Genomic DNA, 19131 nt, shown 5'->3' with positions numbered 1-19131 from the left:
GTCAGGATCACCCCCGCATGTGCGGGAAAAAGTAGATGATTGGGAGAAATTTATTGCCGCTTTTGGGATCACCCCCGCATGTGCGGGAAAAAGTTGGACTACCTATACGATCATGCAAGAGATTGAGGATCACCCCCGCATGTGCGGGAAAAAGGGCAAAGGGTAGGAATTGCCCTAGTGGTCTTTAGGATCACCCCCGCATGTGCGGGAAAAAGCTAACTGATTCTTCTCTTGTCCACAAGGCCTTAGGATCACCCCCGCATGTGCGGGAAAAAGTCAGATCGTTCTTTAATTGTTTTCAAAGTCGCTGGATCACCCCCGCATGTGCGGGAAAAAGAGAAAGGCTTTGACAAGCTCTCAGAGGGGCTTAGGATCACCCCCGCATGTGCGGGAAAAAGCCCTTTTCAGGACGCTGGTTGTGAACAAATATAGGATCACCCCCGCATGTGCGGGAAAAAGACTAAAGGATCCCTTTAATTATGCGTTTTTCGATTCATAAATTTTATAAATTTATTTACTTTCAACGATAACCGATAGATCAAATGCACATCACCTAAAGCTCTATGAGGAACTTCTTCGTCAATATCATAAGCTGACAAGGCTGATTCTAATTTATAATTAGGTAAAAACAATTTTTCTTTTTTTACGAAATTCATTAAATCAACACTTTTATTATTTAATTTTGGCAGATTTAGCTTCTTTAAATAATAATTAATAAATTTTATATCAAAGGAGATATTATAGCCAACAAGATCTTCCTCACCAATAAAGGTTTTAAAATCTTGCAGAACCTTTTCTAAGTCCTGGCCTTCTTTTTTCAATAGTTGATCATCAATGCCTGTTAACGAAATGATTTCATTAGATAAAATCCCCTCATAATTTATAAGACATTCAAATTCTTTAACAATTTCTCCATTTTTTATAGCAAGTGCTCCAACTTCGATAATCGAATCTTTCATTGGATCTAGCCCAGATGTTTCAATATCAACAATTATGTATGACGACTGTTCTTTTTCATTTCGTCTATTTTTTGAAGAAGCCGAATACTTCCTAGCCTGCCGTTGCTTAGCAGCCTTACTAAAGCCATGTTTCTTATTCGTTTTATTATCTACCAAAGTATTAGGAAGCAAGACTAGAGGAATTCCTTCATAATCCACTACTTGGCGTTTAGCATTAATTGTTTCAAATTGGTATCCTATTTCATTGCGGTAAGCATAGGACATAGTAGCTTCTCCTACCCCCACATTTTGACTCACGCGTTCCCAGAGGGCTTCACGAACACGGCTATTAAAATTACCAACATAAACACCAGTGGCAATTTCTTGCATCCATTTACTAAGGTCCCCACGCAAAGACGGTGGGCAGTTCTTCATAGTAATTACTGTTAATGGCATCTAATCCGCTCCATCATACTCTTGGTAATTGATTCCGTATTTAACTAGTCCTTGCTTATCATCCCAAAGATTAATAACATCTATATCTATCTCTTCATCTGGATTAACATCTAATAAGTATTGAACATCCTTAACAATGCGCTTCATAAGTTTTCCATCTACCATAGCATCTCGGACACTTAATCGAGCAATTCTCCCTATTTCATCATCCCCATTAAACTCTGCTGCAATTTGAAAAGCAATAGGAATAGTGATTTCCGACTTATATAAATCTGCAATATCATACACAAAAGACTTATCGTGACCTGTATGAACAAATCCTAGTCCAGGAGATAGGCCTAAAGCAGTTATAACGCTGTGAACCACGCCATAAAGGGCAACATTTGCAGCAGACAAAGCTTGATTTACTGGGGTCCCCTCTTCATAATGATCTGGATCATAATCCCGTCTAGTCCATTCGACTTGCCATTTTTTTGCTTCTTGTCGATAAATTTTTCGAACACGTGCACCTTCTCTTCCTCGCAATTGCTGCATAGTAAGCGAAGAAACATCTTCGTTAGGAAAGCGCATTTGGTACATCTTACGAGCAACCGTTAAGCGAGAGCGGCGATTCGAAACCAATTTTGCCTGCTTTTCTAAAAAGCGGGTAGAATGAGCCAAGGATCTTCCATGTGCATAATAACGCACACCATATTCTCCTACCCATACCAAGCTGGTCCCCGTATCGCCGATCAGTTCTACCGCCCTATGACTAATGTCCGTTCCTGGACCTAATAAGAGAACTCCTATCATAGCCGCTGGGATCCGTACTGTCCCTCTGTTATCCACTACTGTAATTGCACTATCTATGCGATTAATTTTTGCATGTTCAATATAAATAAAAGAAACCCTATCACCAATACGAGGTAATTCCGTAAGATTAGCTTTCTTGGCGCCACTCTGTTTAGTCATTCACTCACCTCATAGGAATAATTGTCATTAAACCAAAACCATAAGCCTTCTTCCGACCAAAACCTTCCTTCAAAGTTTGCTTAAATTGATTAAGATCTGTAATTTTTAATACACCTTCATAGGTGGCAGAACTAAGCTTTATAGTAGCTTCATTTCGCTTTTTTACTGGTTCAAAACCTTTTTCTACAATACATAGTGTCACTGGATTAATTTGAAAACCATTCTTTTTGTCTCTATCTAGCAGAAAGTTCAATTGTTTCTCATCTCCATATAGAGGGACAACACGACCTCTCTTTTTTCCTGGTTGGGACTCAGAAACTACAGGGTTTAACCGTACTCGAAATTGCGCTTCCATCCCCTCTTCCAAGTTATTTAGAAAAGAAGAATAATCAGCCACTTGGGCACTGCCAGTAATACCATATTTCTCCAATGCTTCTCGATTCGGTTTACTAGGACTCACTATTAGTAAATATTCTTGACCATCTACTTTATCAATCCGCCACAATTTTCGTGTACGGATATTAGCATCAAATTCCTCAGGAAAACTACTTTCCACCCAGTTATGATAAGCTCCAAGATGATTTAAAGATCTCATTTTCATTGGATTTTTAGTATCAATAGCGACGCGAGACATATACACAATTAATCAACCTCCTTCAAAACAGAAAAGGCATCATGATCCCCAACCCCACTAGAATCTTTAACTATGGTGTCGATACGACATTCACTTCGATAGGAAAATTTACGTTCTTTTTGCGAAAAGGAATTAACTCTATCTCTACGCTGATGTGTTGGACTATCAGCTTGTAAATACGCGTCAGCATAGATAGATAGTCGTTTACTATGGTTCTTTTTATACCAAGAAGCCGCTTGCCAAGTAATTTCCTTTAGAATCGTCAACACGTCCTTGTCTGTCGATTGAAAAATAAAATCAACGTTCAAAGGTAGGGCACGACGTCCCATAAAGGGTTGATAATAGGGAGATTTTAGCCCTGCCTCAATTTTTTTCATCAATTCTTCATCTTCTGAACCAATTGCCACTAAAAAAATAGCATCTTCTAAATAATATCTATTCGTCACATAAGTTCGCTCTAATTTTCCACTATTCTTGTACTTCTTTGCCGTATGGTAATCGCGAAGTAAATTACCTTGTTGATCAATTCGAACAGCAAAATTTAAGGCATTTAAAGCTTGGATATGTTTATCATCGTCACGTTGATAGCCTAAACAAGCACTAATTAATCCAATGACGGCACTTTTCGATGGATAGAGATCAGTATGTCTAGTTTCAAAATGAGAGTTCGTACCCCAAGCTTGGAGGGGACCAGCAAACTTCAAAACTAAGGTTCTCACTATGCATCACCTTGATCCTGTACTTTCTCAATAAGTGGTCCAACAAATTCATCAAAATCATTCAATAATTGGGAGAGACTATCTTCTTGCTTTCCTTCATCACAATCAATGTTCTGATCATTTAAAACAAGATAGAAGGTTTTTAACGGTTGATCCATTATTTTTTGAACTTTATGATATTCGCTGAATAAGTTTTCAACAGATTTTTCAACATAACCATCCTGTGTTTTAACCGGTTTTTCAAATGCTGAAACAAGGTTCACTGGGCGATCATCTCGAACCGTTACTAAGAGTGCCTGAGGTAAGGTTTGATTCGCAAAAGTATTGATTTTCCCAGTCGGCATCGATTTAGTAAAAGATTCGATAAATAGTTTTAAAGTATTCAAGGTAGCTTGAGGATTATTGAGTTGTCGGCTCAACTCATGAACAGCTACATTAGCATAGCGATAGAGTGTTGACGAGTTATATTCAACTGTACCTAGCATTCCGGCTCCAGCATTATCTTCTGGTGCTAAATCATCGACAGCAGTATAGAAATCAAATTCTGGCCGAACCGCATGAGTAGAAATAGCATGAGCTACTTGGGAAGAAGCATCCTCATTAAGAGACGGATCATCGGCTACCATGCGCCCAAAAAGAGCAATATCAATTGCTGGATTATCTCGCAAGATATTTTGAAGCGCCTTTTTATCAGTCACTCCATCAACAGCCGCTTGAGCCAATTCGTTTGCCTGAGTATCTCCCAAGAAGAATAGCGCTTTAGCTTGTTTATGATTCTTATCTTTAGATCCTTTAGGCGCTGCAGTTTTAATTCCAGCCTTATTGATCGTTTCATCAGCTAATTTCATTGCTGATTCATCATCCAGAGTATCATCCAAAATTTGAATTTTATCTGCTAAATAACGAACAATTTGTAACGTCCGTACCCCTACATTACTTTGGACACTCTTTTCATAAAAATATTCTCTCATCGCCCGTTTCCAAGACTGAGAGCTAACGCGTGCCCGTCTAACCCCACCGTATTGGGCTGTCTTTGGGGATCCCGTATCGTCCCTGTTGATATTAGAAGGCGGAACGGTTTGAATGGCATGGATATCAACAAAAATTCTCTCATTATTCTTCATCACTATTTACTCCTTCTTCTCTGTTCATATAGTAACTCTGTGCCCAACGAATACGCACGTTTTCTTCGTATCCTCTCAAATACCAATATAGATCTTCAGCCAAACGTGGATAGTTAATAAGAACTTGCCCCTGCGATTTTCCTTTTAATAATTTAACCATTTGGCGTAAATAATAGATTAATTCTGTAAAATCTGTTGCCGTAATTAAAGTGTTAAAACGGCGATCGCTAGCAACTCGTTGATCCTTTTCTCTTCGCAAGTAAGCGAGTGAAGCACCAATATTGGGTGTGTTTTCTTGTTTGTTAAGTTTAACCTCTGCATTTTGACTTCCTTGCTGGTATAAAGCATAAAGTTGCAATGTCGTTAATATCGCTTTTTGCTCTAAAGTTGTTTTCCCACTCTTGCTTAGAAATTCTTCTGGTAGATATTGAAATAGTAATGGCCAAATATCAACCGTCTGACTTAAAGGTTTACCAATTGACTGGCGTAATCTAGCTAGGTGAGCTTTACTTATAGTTGTCCCATCATTTCGGGCCAAATCATTAATCATTCTAGCTGTTACCTGGTAAACAGATACTTGCTTTTTGTTTGTCTCAGTCATGTCTATCCTCCCTTACACTTAATTTTTTATTAATAAAATAGGTTACAGTATTATAGGCCGTAGCGATGTTTTTTAAATAAGTCTGGCCGTCTTTAGCTTCATAAACCTTTCCTTTATAATCCCGTGGGCCAGCCTCTTGAACCATGTGATTAATTTTATTCATTACAATCTTTCGCAAAACTTGACGCCACTGAATGATCTTCTGATCTTTAGCATCTTCTGGTTTTATCTCAATTAACCAGTCTCTAAAGGGTAAATCGATTAAGAAATACAACTCCTCAATTTTTTGGTCAACAAAATCATTACTTCCTAAGTTTCGTATATCTTTTATTTCCATCAAAAAATAGCGAAAAGTGCGTTCAATAGCTTCTTTAGTTTCTGTTACAGTATCATTGATCCGCGGAATCCAACCTGCCGAACTGACATCAGCAGCTACTTGGTCATCAATCTTTAGTTCATCGTAAATTTCATCGGTAGGCACCCAGGAAGTAGCATTCCCATCATCTTGCATACTTATAGCATGTATAGTTAGAGGATAATCATCCAACAAAGAATCGGTAATATCATCTAGATAATCAAGCCAAGTTATTATTTCTGGACGATGACTTTCCCCCTCATTCTCTTCCTTTTTAGAATTCGATGGAAGGACTAAACCAAAAGACCGCCATAACGATTGTCCGGCAACATGCTTCCTGGGAGTATACCTTCCTTTATTTTCACCACTAGCATTTTTACGCCAGACTGTCATAGGTTCTAAGAAATTATCTACGTGATTAATTTCCGGTAGCTTAACCACTTCAAAAGAGAAAGGTTTATTTAAATCGCTTTCCGGATCAATATAAATCGCTCGACTCCAAGCGCAATAGAGCTCAGCCAGATTATCACAATTATCACCTGAAAAATAATGATCAATGATTTCTGACCCAGTAAATTCCCAACAAGGTTTTTGTCTATTTAAGCGATACTCTTCACGTGGATGTACTAGGACAGTGTTCAACCACAAAGTTTCAAATAAATTTCTCCCCCCTAAATAAAGTCCTCCAATGTCAAATAACCAGCCCTTAGAAGCTTTATATTTTTCTTTTCCAAATATAACTTTATCTGACAAACCTGAATAGCCCTGAAAAGTTAACAACCAACGAGCTACTTGATCAGCCCACAACAGTTCCTTATTTTCTCCATAGCTAGGAGAGAATAAAGCTATTTTATTTCCACTCTCTGATATAGTGCGGTTAATATTTTTAGCTTGTATGCTACTTGCTTTAGACTTACTAATCTTATCTTCTGCAATATCAGCTTGAGTCACCTGAAAAAATGGATATTGATCATCAAAAAGATAAAATCGATCGTACCATGCCTCTAAATAATCATTAACCGCTTCAGAGAATTCTCCCTCTTCCCAGATTAACTGCCAAGTTTCTTCTAAACTCTGAACATAATCATCTTCATCGAACTCATCAACATCTTTTATTTGTTGATAGCGTTCCGTTAAATCAACTTGGTCATAGGCTTGTCCACTAGCATCCATTCGTGAATATACTGTTTGTAAAATAGCAAGTAATAAGCGTAAAACCGCAAAATCCTGAGTTTTGCTATCTCCAGCTAACTGGCTTAACGTTGGTGCTTTTTCGAAGACATCGCGTAAAGAAAGAAGTAAATTATCTCCGCTTTCTTTATTAATGACTGCTATCCAAGGCTCGTCAATTAAATTAAATTTAGCCACTATGTCACATCCTTTCACAAATCAAACCATATTTACGATCATAAATTAATTTATAATCGTTAATTACAAATTCATTATTTTCATCAAATATAATACCTAGGCTGCCTTTTAGCCAACTTTGTTCTTGCCAGTCTGGTAAATACTTAAGATTATAGCTTTCTAGGAAATTAATACTTTGATCAATTATATTGTTATATAAAACACTTAATTGATACGGTAAACGCAGTGTTTCTTTAGCAATTTCTTTGGCTACAAGCGGATCATCGATTCTTTCAGAAAGATCCACCTGTTCAGCAAAAGTACCATAACCACTTCCAACTTTCTTAAGTGCAATCACCTCAATAGTCTCTTGGCTATCGCGGACTTGTGCATAAGCTTTTTCTTCTCCCTCTTCAGTAGAAGGACTTTTTAACCACCCAACTAAAGATTTTCTTCCACTATGATCAGGTGACGCTAGTAAATAACCTTTTGCCTTGGCTTTTTTACTTTTAAGATAGCGCTCATGTTTTAAAACCATTTCATCATATTTTACTTGTATGTCATGATTTAAATCTATGGTTTGATTACTATAAACAGCTTGCACCAATGAGGAAATATCGCTTGGTATATATAATTTATTCGGCAAGAAATATTGCGTCCTAGCTAAAAGGTAGCCACCATACACCGCTTCTGATCCTTTTTCAAAATCTAAAGATTCACTTATTCCTAAAACATAGAAAATGGGCTCATGATGTTTACTAGGCCGGTCAATATCATGACGGTGCATGCGGCCAACCCTTTGAATTAGTAAATCCATAGGGGCTAAATCACTAATTAATACATCAAAATCGATATCTAAAGATTGCTCGATCACTTGAGTACCAATAATTACTTTTCTTTCTGGCCGTTTTTTGTCTTTACCAATTTGCTGAAGAAGCTGATTTTCTTTATCAGCGCGGTCAGTCGCAATAAAATTAGAATGGAGCAATTCAACGAACTCTTCCCCTATTCTTTCAGAAAGAGCGTTTGCTAGAGCTTGAGCCCGTTTGACAGTATTCACGATAATACCAATGACTCCTCCTGATTGTAACAAACCTTCCACTAATTCTATAAGAGCGTCCATTTGTTCCATAACAGGTAATTTATGAATCTTTACAGTCTTATGCTCAATCTTATTTTTATCAAAATGCGTCTCTTGATGGATAGCATCTCCATCAGTATAAGTGATTAAAGGATAATCAATCGTTTCTAATTGGTCAGATAAATCAATTTTCTTTACTTGTTTATTTCTTCCTTTTAAGTAGGACTGTATCATTTTTAGTCGTCTATCCGCTGGTAAAGTAGCTGATAAAATAATAACAGGTACCTGGTAAGCCCCCATCCATTCAAGAGCTCGATATAAATAAGTACTCATGTAAGCGTCGTACGAGTGAACTTCGTCGATAATAACGACTTTCTTACTAAACCCCAAGTGACGAAGCATTAAATGTTTTTGTTTAAGTGCCAATAAAAGAAACTGATCGACAGTTCCGACGACAAAATCATCTAAAGCAGTTGTTTTTCTACCAGCAAACCATTCATTGGCAATAATCGTACTCTCTTCTTCGCCATCAGGGTCAACTTGATGAGCTAATTTGGCAAAATCATCATTAAGGGCTGCCTTTCCGTGAGCTAAGCGCAGGGACGCTTTGTCGCCATTTAGTTCTTCGATTCTTTCTAACCAGTCTTTTATACGAGGGAAAATACCATTTGAAGTCGCTTGAGTAGGCAAGCCAAAGTACACACCAGAACGCCCAGTTTTAAAGGCTAATTGCTCTGCCCCTGCAAGGGCAGCTTCTGTCTTGCCTAACCCCATAGGTGCTTCTAAAATGAAGATTCCTGGTTGATCAGTCGCTTCAATGGTTTCTGAAAATACTCGCTGCATATCTCGCGGTAGAAACTTAAAACGATCATAATAAAAATTGTTAATATCAATAGCTCCATGAGGTTGCCAGAGATCAGTCTTCTTCCACTGTGTAAATCCATTTTCAAGTCGACTTTGCGAGTCTAAAATGGATGCTTGATCAATTGGAATTAAAGGAAAATAATGTTCATTACTAGCAATCCAGTCAGCCATAATTAAGGCTCCTGCTAACAAAACTTGCCCTGCTTGACTAATCTCAGGAAGTTCCTCCACCTGGGTATAACCTGATAAATTTAAAGCCCAGTTAAAAATAGCTTCTTGTGTTGTTTGCCAAGTTTGGTAAATAGGCTCATCTGGATTGTCACTTTGAAAATAATTATTACCATAGGATTTTAACTGATGTTTGTAGTCTCGATTAGAATCCAACGGCTTGCCGTGATGGGCTCCAACAATAGAAGCGATATCCTTATTGATTTGATCATCTATCAGAAGCGCTTGCCCTGCTAAGCTATGGTGGCTTTTTTGACGATCGGATAACTGTACCTTACTTATACCAACAAAACCAGCTCTCTCTAACTTTTCTAACAGTGTCTTTTCAAGATCTTCTGAATGATGGGAAAAGTTAGGCATAGCCTGAAAAGCGGGACTAGCCTTGCCCCCATCATGGATTGCAGCAAGGTATTGATAGAGTTTTTTAGCACCGTCACTATCAGTATGGGAAGCTATTTGGATAAATTCTTTTTGTCCTGGGCTCATCCAATGTTCCCAAAGTGCTCCAGCAACGCCATAAGTATCCTTTAAATGTTGTATTAAAGGAAGCCAATAGAACTGTCCAAATTTTTCGCTTTTTTTGCCCCATAAAGCAGAAATCATCTGATCGATACGATCACCCCCTTTCTCACTTTTTATTTTTAAAACATTGTTATTTTTATAATAAATGATCAAAAGATTAATTACAACCGTTTTCCATATAATTTTAATTTATACAAAAAACTTCTTGATAAAAAATCAAGAAGTTTCCCCCGCAAATGCGGGAAATAATATATGCGCTCCATCTTATCAAAATGACAATAGGATCACCCCCGCAAGTGCGGGAATATATAATCTAGGACATAGCTAACTATGCTGTTAGCTTACTAAAAAGCCACAAGCTAATCCCCTGCTTTGATTTCATCAGAAAGCTCTAGATAAATTGGGGTATGGTCTTGGCGGGTGCCGGAATCAATCATTTCCGACTTTTTAACGGCATCAGCGATACGGTCACTGACCAAGAAATAGTCAATTCTCCAGCCGGAGTTATTGATTTTGCTGGTCTTGACCCGTTGTGCCCACCAGCTATAGACGCCTTCTACATCCCCATGAATATGACGGAAGGTATCAGTAAAACCACAATCCAAGAGCTTGGTAAAACCGGACCGTTCTTCATCCGTAAAGCCGGCTGACTTATGGTTGTTTTCTGGGTGAGCCAGGTCAATTTCCTTATGGGCCACATTAAAGTCTCCCGTCGCAATAAGAGGCTTCTCTTGGTCCAGTTGACTGAGGTATTGGGCATATTTTTCATCCCAAACTTGACGTTCTTCTAAACGTTTCAAGCCATTCCCGGCATTAGGCGTATAAACTTGGGTAAAGTAAAAGCTCCCAAAATCAAGGGTAATAATCCGGCCTTCGCTATCCATGGGTTCTGGCGCCCCGATCTTAGGATAGGAAATAGTCGGTTCAAGATCGTTTTTATAGAGAACCATGTTTCCAGCATAGGATTTGCGGGCTGGTTCGACTGAACTGACCCAGGCGTTATTATAGTCAGGGAACCATTCGGCCAAGGCCTCTTGGTGCTTTTTGCTAGGCCCTTTGGCGGATAGCTTGGTTTCTTGAATGGCGATAATATCAGGATCGTATTGGTCAATTGTCCGTAAGACTTCCCGTGACAATTGAGCCCGGTTGGAATCACTGGTTAAGGCAGCATTTAAAGAATCAATATTCCATGAGATAAATTTCATTAATTTTTCGGCTCCTTTAGTTTTTCTATCAGTTTATCATAAAGCCTTCCCAAGCCCTATTCTTAAGGATCGCTGTAGTGGGATCCTCATTAAACTCATCATTTAAAAGCTCGTCACCAGGACCGACTAAATTCTTCTAATAAGGCTTGACGGTGAGGATAGTCTTCTTTCAATTGGTTAATAAAGCAGTGGCGTACAAATCGGCCCCCGCTGATGGTATCCATATTCTTAAGAAAAGTTGCAATTTTTTGGTATTGGGCTCGACTATTGGAAGACTCAATTTCTAGCACCGCTTGTTTCAAGTAACCGGTTAAAATTTGTACAGGATATTTCTCCGTTTTATCAGGAACTTGTCCACTATCCTCACTATCGTTAAGGGCAAAACGGCGCAAATAATCGACACTGGCCAGATAATCTAGGTGTTGGCTAGCAAAGTCGACCACTTTCTCACTAGGCTCTAAGTCTTGGTAGAGTTTAAACAGGGCCTCAAAATACCATTCTAAATCCTGGTCGGGAAACTTTTCTTGCAAGGTCTCCATACGATACAAACACGTTCTCAGTAAGCCTTGGCGCTCATGGAAACGATCAAAATGACGGCCAATTACTTGGGGGAGGAGGAGGTCAATCCAGAAGCTATGATGGTTGTTTAATAGAGCCAGCAGCATGGCTAGCCCCTCTTCGCGTTCTTCCTGGCTGAGGTAATCCACGATTGACCCATAAGCCTGGTCGCAGAGGTTGATCACAATCGCGGCTTGGCCAAATTCCTCTTCAAATTCGACCTGGTCGACCATTTCAATGACATGATTTAATAACATCAGAGCAATAAGGGTCTGACCATGGTGGAGAATGTCATTCAGGTTGTTGTTTAAATACTTGGTCAAGTCCTCAATTAAAGCAAAACCCTTAAAAATAGGAATTTTTCCAGACTGGCTATGTTTATAGTAAATGTCGTCGATTTCATCAAACAAATCAAGAATAACATTTATCTCGTCATCGGCGACTTCATCTTCTCTTTCTAGGAGGCTATCATAAACATCATGAACAAGTTGAGGATGGTCAAGAAGGACTTGCTTAAAATAATGAAGCAAACTTAACCGCGGCAATTGGGAAAGCAAGCGGTCTAATTCAGGAAAGTGATGGCTCATGGCATATTCACTATAGGGCCCGAATTGATAATACAAAGCGGCTGCCGCCATGTGTTTACAGGCTTTTCCACTATCCGCATAGGGGCAGTCACAGGTCATCTTGGAGACTTCTTCTTTTGGGTCCAGGTTTAATTGCACCTGATACTTTTCGCTACCCCTAACCCAGAAATGGTAGGTCTGATTCTTGACATAGCTATCTTCTACCCGATCATCAGCATAATAGCGATAGCCGCGTTCATAGATTTTTTTAGGAAATTCTTGACCGAGTATGCGCATGACGATTGCCCTCCTTTCCTTCATCTTCTTATCATCATTATACTAAAATGAATGCGACTAGTAAGTAAAGAAAAACCCCTGCAAGTCAGTCTTCACCTGCAGAGGTTATTGTCGCTCAATTTTGTGAGTGATTAACTCGGATTAATTGACCCGATTCTTGGCGTCCCCAGTTTCAATGACTTCAAGGGCACTATCTAAACCGCCATCCACTAGGGCCTTAATGGCGTCATCGGTGTAGTAAGCCAAGTGAGGGGTGTAGAGAATCTTAGGATGGTTAATCAGCGTTTTTAGCCGTTCATCTTCAACAGTTTTATCGCTCCAATCCTTGAAGACGTAAGGTCCTTCAGACTCATAGGTATCCAAAGCTGCTGAAGCAATATGGCCGGAATCAATAGCTGCTAACAAGGCATCAGTATCGACTAAAGCGCCCCGACCATTGTTAACCAGAATGGTGCCTTCCTTACATTGAGCCAATAGGTCAGCATCAAACATATGATGATTATCCTTGGTTAATGGCATATGCAAGCTGACAATATCTGCTTGAGCTACCGCTTCTTCGACCGAATCAACAAAGCTTAAATATTTTTCAGCCGCTGGGTCAGGGGCAATATCATAGGCCACAACCTTACCACCTAGACCGGAATAAATACGGGCTAATTCTTTCCCAATATGTCCAGCCCCAATGACCGCGAGGGTTAAGTCTTTTAAGACCCGACCGCGTACCTCAGGAGACCGCGAGAAATTGTGGGCTTTGGTCCGCGGCAGAATATTATTCAAACGGCGGTTTAAATAAATAATTGTCCCCAAGGTGTATTCTGCAATAGAAACCGGGGAATAGGTAGGGACATTAGTAATAATAATACCATTTTCCTTGGCTTGGTCTAAGTCATACATATCCACACCTGCTGAACGTTGGGCGATTTGTTTGATACCTAAGTCATGTAAACGCGAAAAAATCGGTTCTTCAATCCGAGGCACTTGAGAAGTCGATACTCCGTCAAAACCTGCCGCTAAGTCCACCGTATCCACTGTCAACTCTTCTGTTACCAGTTTCACCTCAACTTGATGACGACTAGCCCAGGCTTCTACCAAAGGTTTCTCTTCAGCAGTCACAGCATAAACAATAATTTTAGTCATAAAATCGCCTCTTTCACTTTTTAATAATAGTACTATGAAAATTAGGCTTTGGCTATAATAACTTCTTCCAAAACCAATTCCACATTGAGCTCTTTCAAACAAAAACAGAAATGATCCAATATACTCAAACTCCACTAGCACTAATCTTCAAGCGCAATATAGCAATTATCTCAGGATTTTGTACTTTCTTACTGTTCAGCCAAGTGGCTTTAATGCTATAATCCTCAATGTTAGAAACGAGGAATTATCTATGTCTAAAATTGCTTTAAATTGGAAAGAGCGGCTGATCATCGCTCTCATGCTCTTTGGCCTTTTTTTTGGAGCCGGTAATATTATCTTTCCCGTCTCCTTAGGTCAACAAGCCGCTGGCAATGTGGGACTGGCCGTGACCGGTTTTAATATTACGGCGGTCGGCTTACCCTTACTCGCCATTGCGGCCATGGGCTTTTCGGAAACGGAATCTGTCTTCCAAATCGCCAATAAGGTCAACCGCCCCTTTGCCTATTTCTTTACCATTGCCCTCTACCTTACCATTGGGCCACTCTTTGCCACACCGCGTTTAGCCACCGTGTCCTACGAGGTCGGCATCACTGATTTTGTCCCTGACCACTTAGAAACTCCCGCCCTGTTCCTATATTCGGCGCTCTTCTTCCTTTTGGTCCTTTTCTTTAGTTTACGCTCTTCCAAGATCATTGAATGGGTGGGAAAATACTTAACCCCAGCCTTTCTCATCTTGTTGGCAGTAATCTTAATTAGAGCCCTATTTGACACGGGTAGCTTTCGCCAGGTGCTCTATCCTACCCCAGCCTACCAGATGGCCCCTTTAGCCATGGGTTTATTAGAAGGTTATAACACCATGGATAGCTTAGCCGGGCTAGCCTTTGGGATTATTATTATTCAATCGATTCGTGAATTTGGCATTCAACAACCTCGGCAAATCTCCCGAGAAGTGATGACGTCGGGCAGCCTAAGTATTCTCTTAATGGCTTTCATCTATATTGCCCTAGCCTTACTTGGCACCCACAGCTTACAATTTATCCCCCTATCCGTAAACGGTGGCCAGGCTTTGTCGCTGATTACCCGTCACTATTTTGGTTTAGCGGGGCAGGTCCTCTTGGCAGTGATGATCACCGTCGCTTGTTTAAAGACCGCCATTGGCTTAGTGGTAGCTCTAGCAGAAACCTTTGCTAAATTTCACTTTTTTAATCTCAAGCAACATCACTGGACCATTATCGCCTGCCTATTAGCCTTTCTGGTGGCCAATATCGGTTTTGAAGCGATTCTATCCCTATCCCTGCCAGTATTGATGTTACTTTATCCTTTGGCTTGTGTGTTAATCTTACTCAGTCTGCTGCCCAATCGCTGGCAAAGTCCCGCTCTCTACCAAATTTCTATGGCGGTGACCTTCATCCCAGCCTGCTTAGACTTTATCAAGGCTTCGCCTGATTTTATTAGCCAAAGCGCCCTGGGAAGTAGTCTAACTCAATGGGCCAGTCATTACCTGCCCTTCTTCGACCTCGGCTTCGCCTGGCTCCTCCCAGCTACGTTAACCATTGTTCTTTGTTTAATAGGGCAAAAGATAAGTAAAAGCAAACAGTAAAAAAATAGCGCATCTGACCTTTACGTAGAGGCGAGATGCGCTATTTTCTTATGGTCATGAATGCCTTATTTCACTTCCCACATATCCAAAACTGGCCCTTGGGGGAGAATTTCTTTACCAAAGGAATCGCGCCCATTCTTACCCAGGTAGGTACCTTCCTTGATGGCTTGAAAGTTAGTCGATTGCTGGAAGGCAGGAATTTGGTGTAATTTCTGTAAATGACTCCATAAATTGGGGAAGTCACTTAAGCGGTACTTATTGACCTGAAAGGCCGTGTAATAAGTGGTATCAAAACGAACTAAGGGGGTGTAGAGAACCACATCCGCTAGGGTCAAGTGGTCGCCCACTAAATAATCCTGGTCAGCTAAGACCTGGTCGATTTCTGTTAGTCGGTCAAAGAATTGGTCGGCATATTGTTCGTATTCTGCCTGATTATTGGCTTGGTGGGCCTTCGCTGGAGCTCCAATGAGATCAGCGCCAATCCAGTCAAAGCTTTGGTCAATTGCTTGGGCTTGGTCTTGGGGATATAAGTCCTCCACTTGACCCGTCCCTAGGGCCTTAAAACGACAAGCAAAATCTTTGATAATATCTAAAGATTCTTGGTTGACCACCTTTTTAGTGGTCAAGTCAACTAAGGCCGGCACTGAATAAGGCCCATCATAATCGGGATCAGTATTATGATAAAGCTCACTTAAATATTCCACTCCTAAGACAGCATCTTTATTACCTGCTTGGTTGGAAAAGTCCCAAATTTTATCTGTCTTAATCGGTGAGGTGACTGATTTTCCGATCACTTGCTCCAATCCTAACAAAGAGCGCACAATATCGGTTCTTTGGGCAAAGGGACAAGACTGGGAAATCACTAACTGATAGCGACCACTCTCAGCAGGATAATCATAATCTTTGGCATAAACGGTTGTCATAAAAGCCCTCCTCTTGGTTAAATTCACGTCTTCTTACTCTCTTATTATATAAGAGGGACAAAACTGATAATAGTTTCCCGCTCAAGACGATATTTTTTACTAAGTTTACTTAACTAGCCATCGTTAAAATCATAATCGCTCCTGCAGCCACTAAGCCCACCAAAAGGGCTTCAATGGATTTTTCTATCAAGATGTTGCCCACCCGGTGCCAATAGTGCCCTTTAGGCGCATTCCGCACTAGTAAGGAACCATTGACAAAAGCAGTTAAAAGCAGCCAAATTAAAAATAGAAAAACTAGGGTAATCGACCAGGAAGGATTGACTGTAAATTCTACCATAATCACTACAAAGACAATTTCTAAGATGATTGCCGCCAGACAGAAATATCGGTCTCTCTGCCACAGCGAGCGGATAAAGTGCCTGCGCTTTTGAAAATGATTAGAATCCTCTTCCATGAGCTCCACCGCCTTCGTTTACTTATTCAGTTTAATTATACTAAATCCGGTACTTTTATAGTAATAAAAGCCTAATTGACAGAGCCCTAAAGCAATAAAAAAGAGCTCACTATCAACGAACTAGCGAACTCTTGTCCTTTACTAAAAAGGTAGGTCAAAGTCAAAATAGGGATCCGGGTCAGGAACAGGGGAAGGATCAAAGTTAGGGGCAGGATTAAAATCAACGTGTGGGGCAAGGTCAAGGGGTTGATTGCTTGGCTCTTGGGGACTATCTAAGAGGCCAAAAAAGTCGATATAGCCACCCTTTCCTTCCTTAATCTTGATATTAAAGGTCGGGTCAACTGGGAAAGAGATATTATTATAGGGATTTGTATTATGTTTTACCAGCTGTTCTTTAAAGATGTCATAACCCGCATTATCAGAAAATACACGGACTATCTTGCCCTGAAATTCGCCAGGAGAAACAACTTTTAATTTAATAAATTGACTGTCATTTTTTGCGGTAAACTCTTGGAAAGAAGAGATTTTCACTTGAACCTTCTTCCCTAGGCCATGGTATTTATTCTTAGTACAGGATAAAAATTTAAATTGCATTCCCGGGTTCTTCGCCTTTAACAACCCCAGCGAAATCTTAGCCGTGTCCCCTCTTTCAAAGAGATCATCAATCACTAAGCCAATCGGTTGCGCTGAACCAGTTCTTGAATGGCTGGAAAAATTTTTAGGGAGTCGAATACTGCTTGCTGCGAAATTTTCACTGCTGACGATGCTATCTTTTGCCGTCACATTATCTTTTTTAAAGAGACAGCGTTTGTGGTAGGGAAGTCCTAATTTTGCAGAGAGAACATTGACTAAATCATAGATAAATTTCACTTGCCCATGAGGATTAAATTCTGTCCTCGGATTGAAAGAAGGAGCCGGAATAATGAAATCAAAGGCAAGGTCAATTTCTTTAAGCCCTTGGACGACAAAATCCGCTAATTTGATTAACTCTTCCATATAAGCTTCCTCCAGCCAGTTGGGTAAATCACTATAGGGCTGACACATTTGCGGCGTATATACATATTTTAATTGATAAACGCACTTGCCAATGTCGGTATGCTCTGGACCTCTATCCTCAATGATTTTGTCCTTATACCAATCCAGATAATAAGCCTCAAAATCGGTAATTTCTTCAATGGGATGAATATGCTTTAGTTTTTCTGCTTGATTCACTGTCATAATGGTAGCCTTTCTAGACTAAAAAAGCGTCGTTTGTTGAAAATCAGAATCTTCACTATCCGTCAATTGAAGTTCGCTTTGTAATAAATTAGTAAATTTGCTAAAAATTTTATTGCGCTTGATTGTAGCGGGATGGTCGTTTGTATTTACACCGCGAGAGGAGAGAATTAAGTCTGTTTCTTCTCCAGTCAATTTCTCCTCTTGGTAGCTATTAATCAATGTTTCTAATTGCATGAGCCCGTCCTGGCCCTTTAAATTGTGATAGCGCATAGCATTCTCAAAGACATAAAAAAACTTCACCGACTTGCCTTGCAAGAGCATCTGAATCGTGTTCCTTAGGGTGCCGGAAGAAACCTGCAGGGCGCCAAAACGGTTCTTCTTGATAGGGTCAAAAATCGCTAAGCCCCAATGGGAGTCATTGACCATTTGCCGGTCTTTCATCATTTGTTGCTCTTGGCCATTAAGTTTGTCATCAGGATGAACATAGCGGACCTTCCAGTCCTTTTCAATGGCAATCCGTGGCTTTTGATTAATGGTGAAGATTTCAACCGCCTGATAATTTTCGAGTCGAAGTAAGTCAGCCACCTCCTTATCGACCCCCTTGTTGGAATCCCCTAGGTTAATCTTTATGCCTTGGTCAATAATTGTGTCAATAGAATCTAGTACTTCTTGGGATAATTGGTTTTGCGTTCTCGACCCAGATATGAAAACACTCCGAGTAGATTCAGCCATAAGCTACTACCTCCTAAAGTTTACAATGATGCCTATTTGCTTTAAATCTCCTCCCTAGCACAGGAAAGGATGATAAACTTATTTTACTTTTATATTATAGCATGTTCATTACTAAGCTTGGATAATTGGAGCTGAAGATTTCAAAAGAAAAAATGATCAAGCCTAATAAAAAAGAGACTTCTTTAAAGCCTCTATTGAATCAAATTTTATCAATTTCCAAATAAGCGCGGAAAAATCTAACAGCTAATGCTTCTTTTCATATTCCTTGGCTATTGTTAGAAAATAGTCAGATAAGGTAAGATCATGTATTTTTGCTTGATTTTTTAAGTACATTCTTTCTTCTTCCGTGAATTTCATATTCAAAGTTTTATAGCGCTTCCGCCCTGTTGCTGGGCGGCCACGAGGTCTTTTCTTATCTTCTGTCATTAATTCTTACCTACTTTCTATCATCATATAATACGCTTGTAAGTAAAGCACCATTTCGATTACCACCCCCGCGTGTGCGGGAAAAAGTAAGGTATTGCAAAATGGGGATCTTAGCGGTCCGGATCACCCCCGCGTGTGCGGGAAAAAGCGTATTGGTTTTCAAGAGTTAATAGGTAATTCAGGATCACCCCCGCG

Annotated in this window: 17 protein-coding genes and 2 CRISPR repeat arrays (2 of these 19 only partly in view); of the genes, 1 reads left to right on the top strand and 16 read right to left on the bottom strand. The window is 40.0% G+C overall.

What is annotated here, in order from left to right; all coding sequences use genetic code 11:
• A CRISPR array of direct repeats spans positions 1-459; the repeat unit is 29 nt; unit sequence AGGATCACCCCCGCATGTGCGGGAAAAAG (it extends 546 nt beyond the left edge of the window).
• A gap of 14 nt (positions 460-473) precedes the next feature.
• The 11 genes from cas2e to DBT49_RS01035 all read right to left on the bottom strand — a co-directional run bounded on the left by cas2e (position 474) and on the right by DBT49_RS01035 (position 13583).
• Positions 474-1394 (bottom strand): type I-E CRISPR-associated endoribonuclease Cas2e, encoded by a 921-nt coding sequence (cas2e, locus tag DBT49_RS01085; protein WP_070559565.1) that lies wholly within the window; start codon positions 1392-1394, stop codon positions 474-476.
• On the bottom strand, positions 1395-2345 hold the full coding sequence (gene cas1e / locus DBT49_RS01080) for a type I-E CRISPR-associated endonuclease Cas1e (RefSeq protein WP_070559566.1): 951 nt from the start codon (positions 2343-2345) through the stop codon (positions 1395-1397).
• Positions 2346-2349: 4 nt separating this feature from the next.
• The gene (gene cas6e / locus DBT49_RS01075; protein ID WP_070559567.1) at positions 2350-2985 is read right to left on the bottom strand and encodes a type I-E CRISPR-associated protein Cas6/Cse3/CasE; all 636 of its coding nucleotides are present in this window, start codon (positions 2983-2985) and stop codon (positions 2350-2352) included.
• Between the two features lie 2 nt (positions 2986-2987).
• On the bottom strand, positions 2988-3698 hold the full coding sequence (cas5e, locus tag DBT49_RS01070) for a type I-E CRISPR-associated protein Cas5/CasD (protein WP_070559568.1): 711 nt from the start codon (positions 3696-3698) through the stop codon (positions 2988-2990).
• Positions 3698-4822 (bottom strand): type I-E CRISPR-associated protein Cas7/Cse4/CasC, encoded by a 1125-nt coding sequence (gene cas7e / locus DBT49_RS01065; RefSeq protein WP_101560488.1) that lies wholly within the window; start codon positions 4820-4822, stop codon positions 3698-3700. The genes cas5e and cas7e overlap by 1 nt, the downstream gene beginning before the upstream one ends.
• Entirely contained in the window at positions 4812-5423 is a 612-nt protein-coding gene (gene casB / locus DBT49_RS01060) for a type I-E CRISPR-associated protein Cse2/CasB (RefSeq protein ID WP_070559570.1), read from the bottom strand. The genes cas7e and casB overlap by 11 nt, the downstream gene beginning before the upstream one ends.
• Entirely contained in the window at positions 5416-7146 is a 1731-nt protein-coding gene (locus tag DBT49_RS01055) for a type I-E CRISPR-associated protein Cse1/CasA (RefSeq protein ID WP_070559571.1), read from the bottom strand. The genes casB and DBT49_RS01055 overlap by 8 nt, the downstream gene beginning before the upstream one ends.
• 4 nt (positions 7147-7150) lie before the next feature.
• A complete protein-coding gene (locus tag DBT49_RS01050; RefSeq protein WP_070559572.1) occupies positions 7151-9901 on the bottom strand; it encodes a CRISPR-associated helicase/endonuclease Cas3 in 2751 nt (916 codons plus the stop codon).
• Between the two features lie 278 nt (positions 9902-10179).
• The gene (locus tag DBT49_RS01045) at positions 10180-11025 is read right to left on the bottom strand and encodes an exodeoxyribonuclease III (protein WP_070559573.1); all 846 of its coding nucleotides are present in this window, start codon (positions 11023-11025) and stop codon (positions 10180-10182) included.
• A 113-nt stretch (positions 11026-11138) separates the two neighbouring features.
• On the bottom strand, positions 11139-12446 hold the full coding sequence (locus DBT49_RS01040) for an SWIM zinc finger family protein (RefSeq protein ID WP_070559574.1): 1308 nt from the start codon (positions 12444-12446) through the stop codon (positions 11139-11141).
• 141 nt (positions 12447-12587) lie between these two features.
• Positions 12588-13583, bottom strand: a complete 996-nt coding sequence (locus DBT49_RS01035; protein WP_070559575.1) for a D-2-hydroxyacid dehydrogenase — start codon at positions 13581-13583, stop codon at positions 12588-12590.
• A 250-nt stretch (positions 13584-13833) separates the two neighbouring features.
• Here DBT49_RS01035 and brnQ point away from each other — a divergent pair, with 250 nt between their 5' ends.
• Entirely contained in the window at positions 13834-15183 is a 1350-nt protein-coding gene (gene brnQ / locus DBT49_RS01030) for a branched-chain amino acid transport system II carrier protein (RefSeq protein WP_070559576.1), read from the top strand.
• 65 nt (positions 15184-15248) lie between these two features.
• Here brnQ and DBT49_RS01025 read toward each other — a convergent pair whose 3' ends face one another.
• The 5 genes from DBT49_RS01025 to DBT49_RS01005 form a co-directional block, all read right to left on the bottom strand.
• The gene (locus DBT49_RS01025; protein ID WP_070559577.1) at positions 15249-16106 is read right to left on the bottom strand and encodes a glutathione S-transferase C-terminal domain-containing protein; all 858 of its coding nucleotides are present in this window, start codon (positions 16104-16106) and stop codon (positions 15249-15251) included.
• A 109-nt stretch (positions 16107-16215) separates the two neighbouring features.
• Positions 16216-16560, bottom strand: a complete 345-nt coding sequence (locus DBT49_RS01020) for a hypothetical protein (RefSeq protein WP_070559578.1) — start codon at positions 16558-16560, stop codon at positions 16216-16218.
• A 141-nt stretch (positions 16561-16701) separates the two neighbouring features.
• Complete coding sequence (locus DBT49_RS01015; RefSeq protein WP_070559579.1) at positions 16702-17778, bottom strand: hypothetical protein; 1077 nt, start codon at positions 17776-17778, stop codon at positions 16702-16704.
• An 18-nt stretch (positions 17779-17796) separates the two neighbouring features.
• Positions 17797-18510 (bottom strand): hypothetical protein, encoded by a 714-nt coding sequence (locus DBT49_RS01010; RefSeq protein ID WP_070559580.1) that lies wholly within the window; start codon positions 18508-18510, stop codon positions 17797-17799.
• A gap of 243 nt (positions 18511-18753) precedes the next feature.
• Positions 18754-18936: a plasmid mobilization protein gene (locus tag DBT49_RS01005; RefSeq protein ID WP_070559581.1), complete on the bottom strand. Its 183-nt coding sequence runs from the start codon at positions 18934-18936 to the stop codon at positions 18754-18756.
• A 59-nt stretch (positions 18937-18995) separates the two neighbouring features.
• Positions 18996-19131: a CRISPR direct-repeat array (repeat unit 28 nt; unit sequence GGATCACCCCCGCGTGTGCGGGAAAAAG); it runs 197 nt beyond the window's last position.

Origin of the sequence: Aerococcus mictus (assembly GCF_003286595.3) — a bacterium.
Taxonomy (GTDB): Bacteria; Bacillota; Bacilli; order Lactobacillales; family Aerococcaceae; genus Aerococcus; species Aerococcus mictus.
Note: the sequence above shows the minus strand (reverse complement) of the source record. Positions and strands in the feature narration are given on the sequence as shown.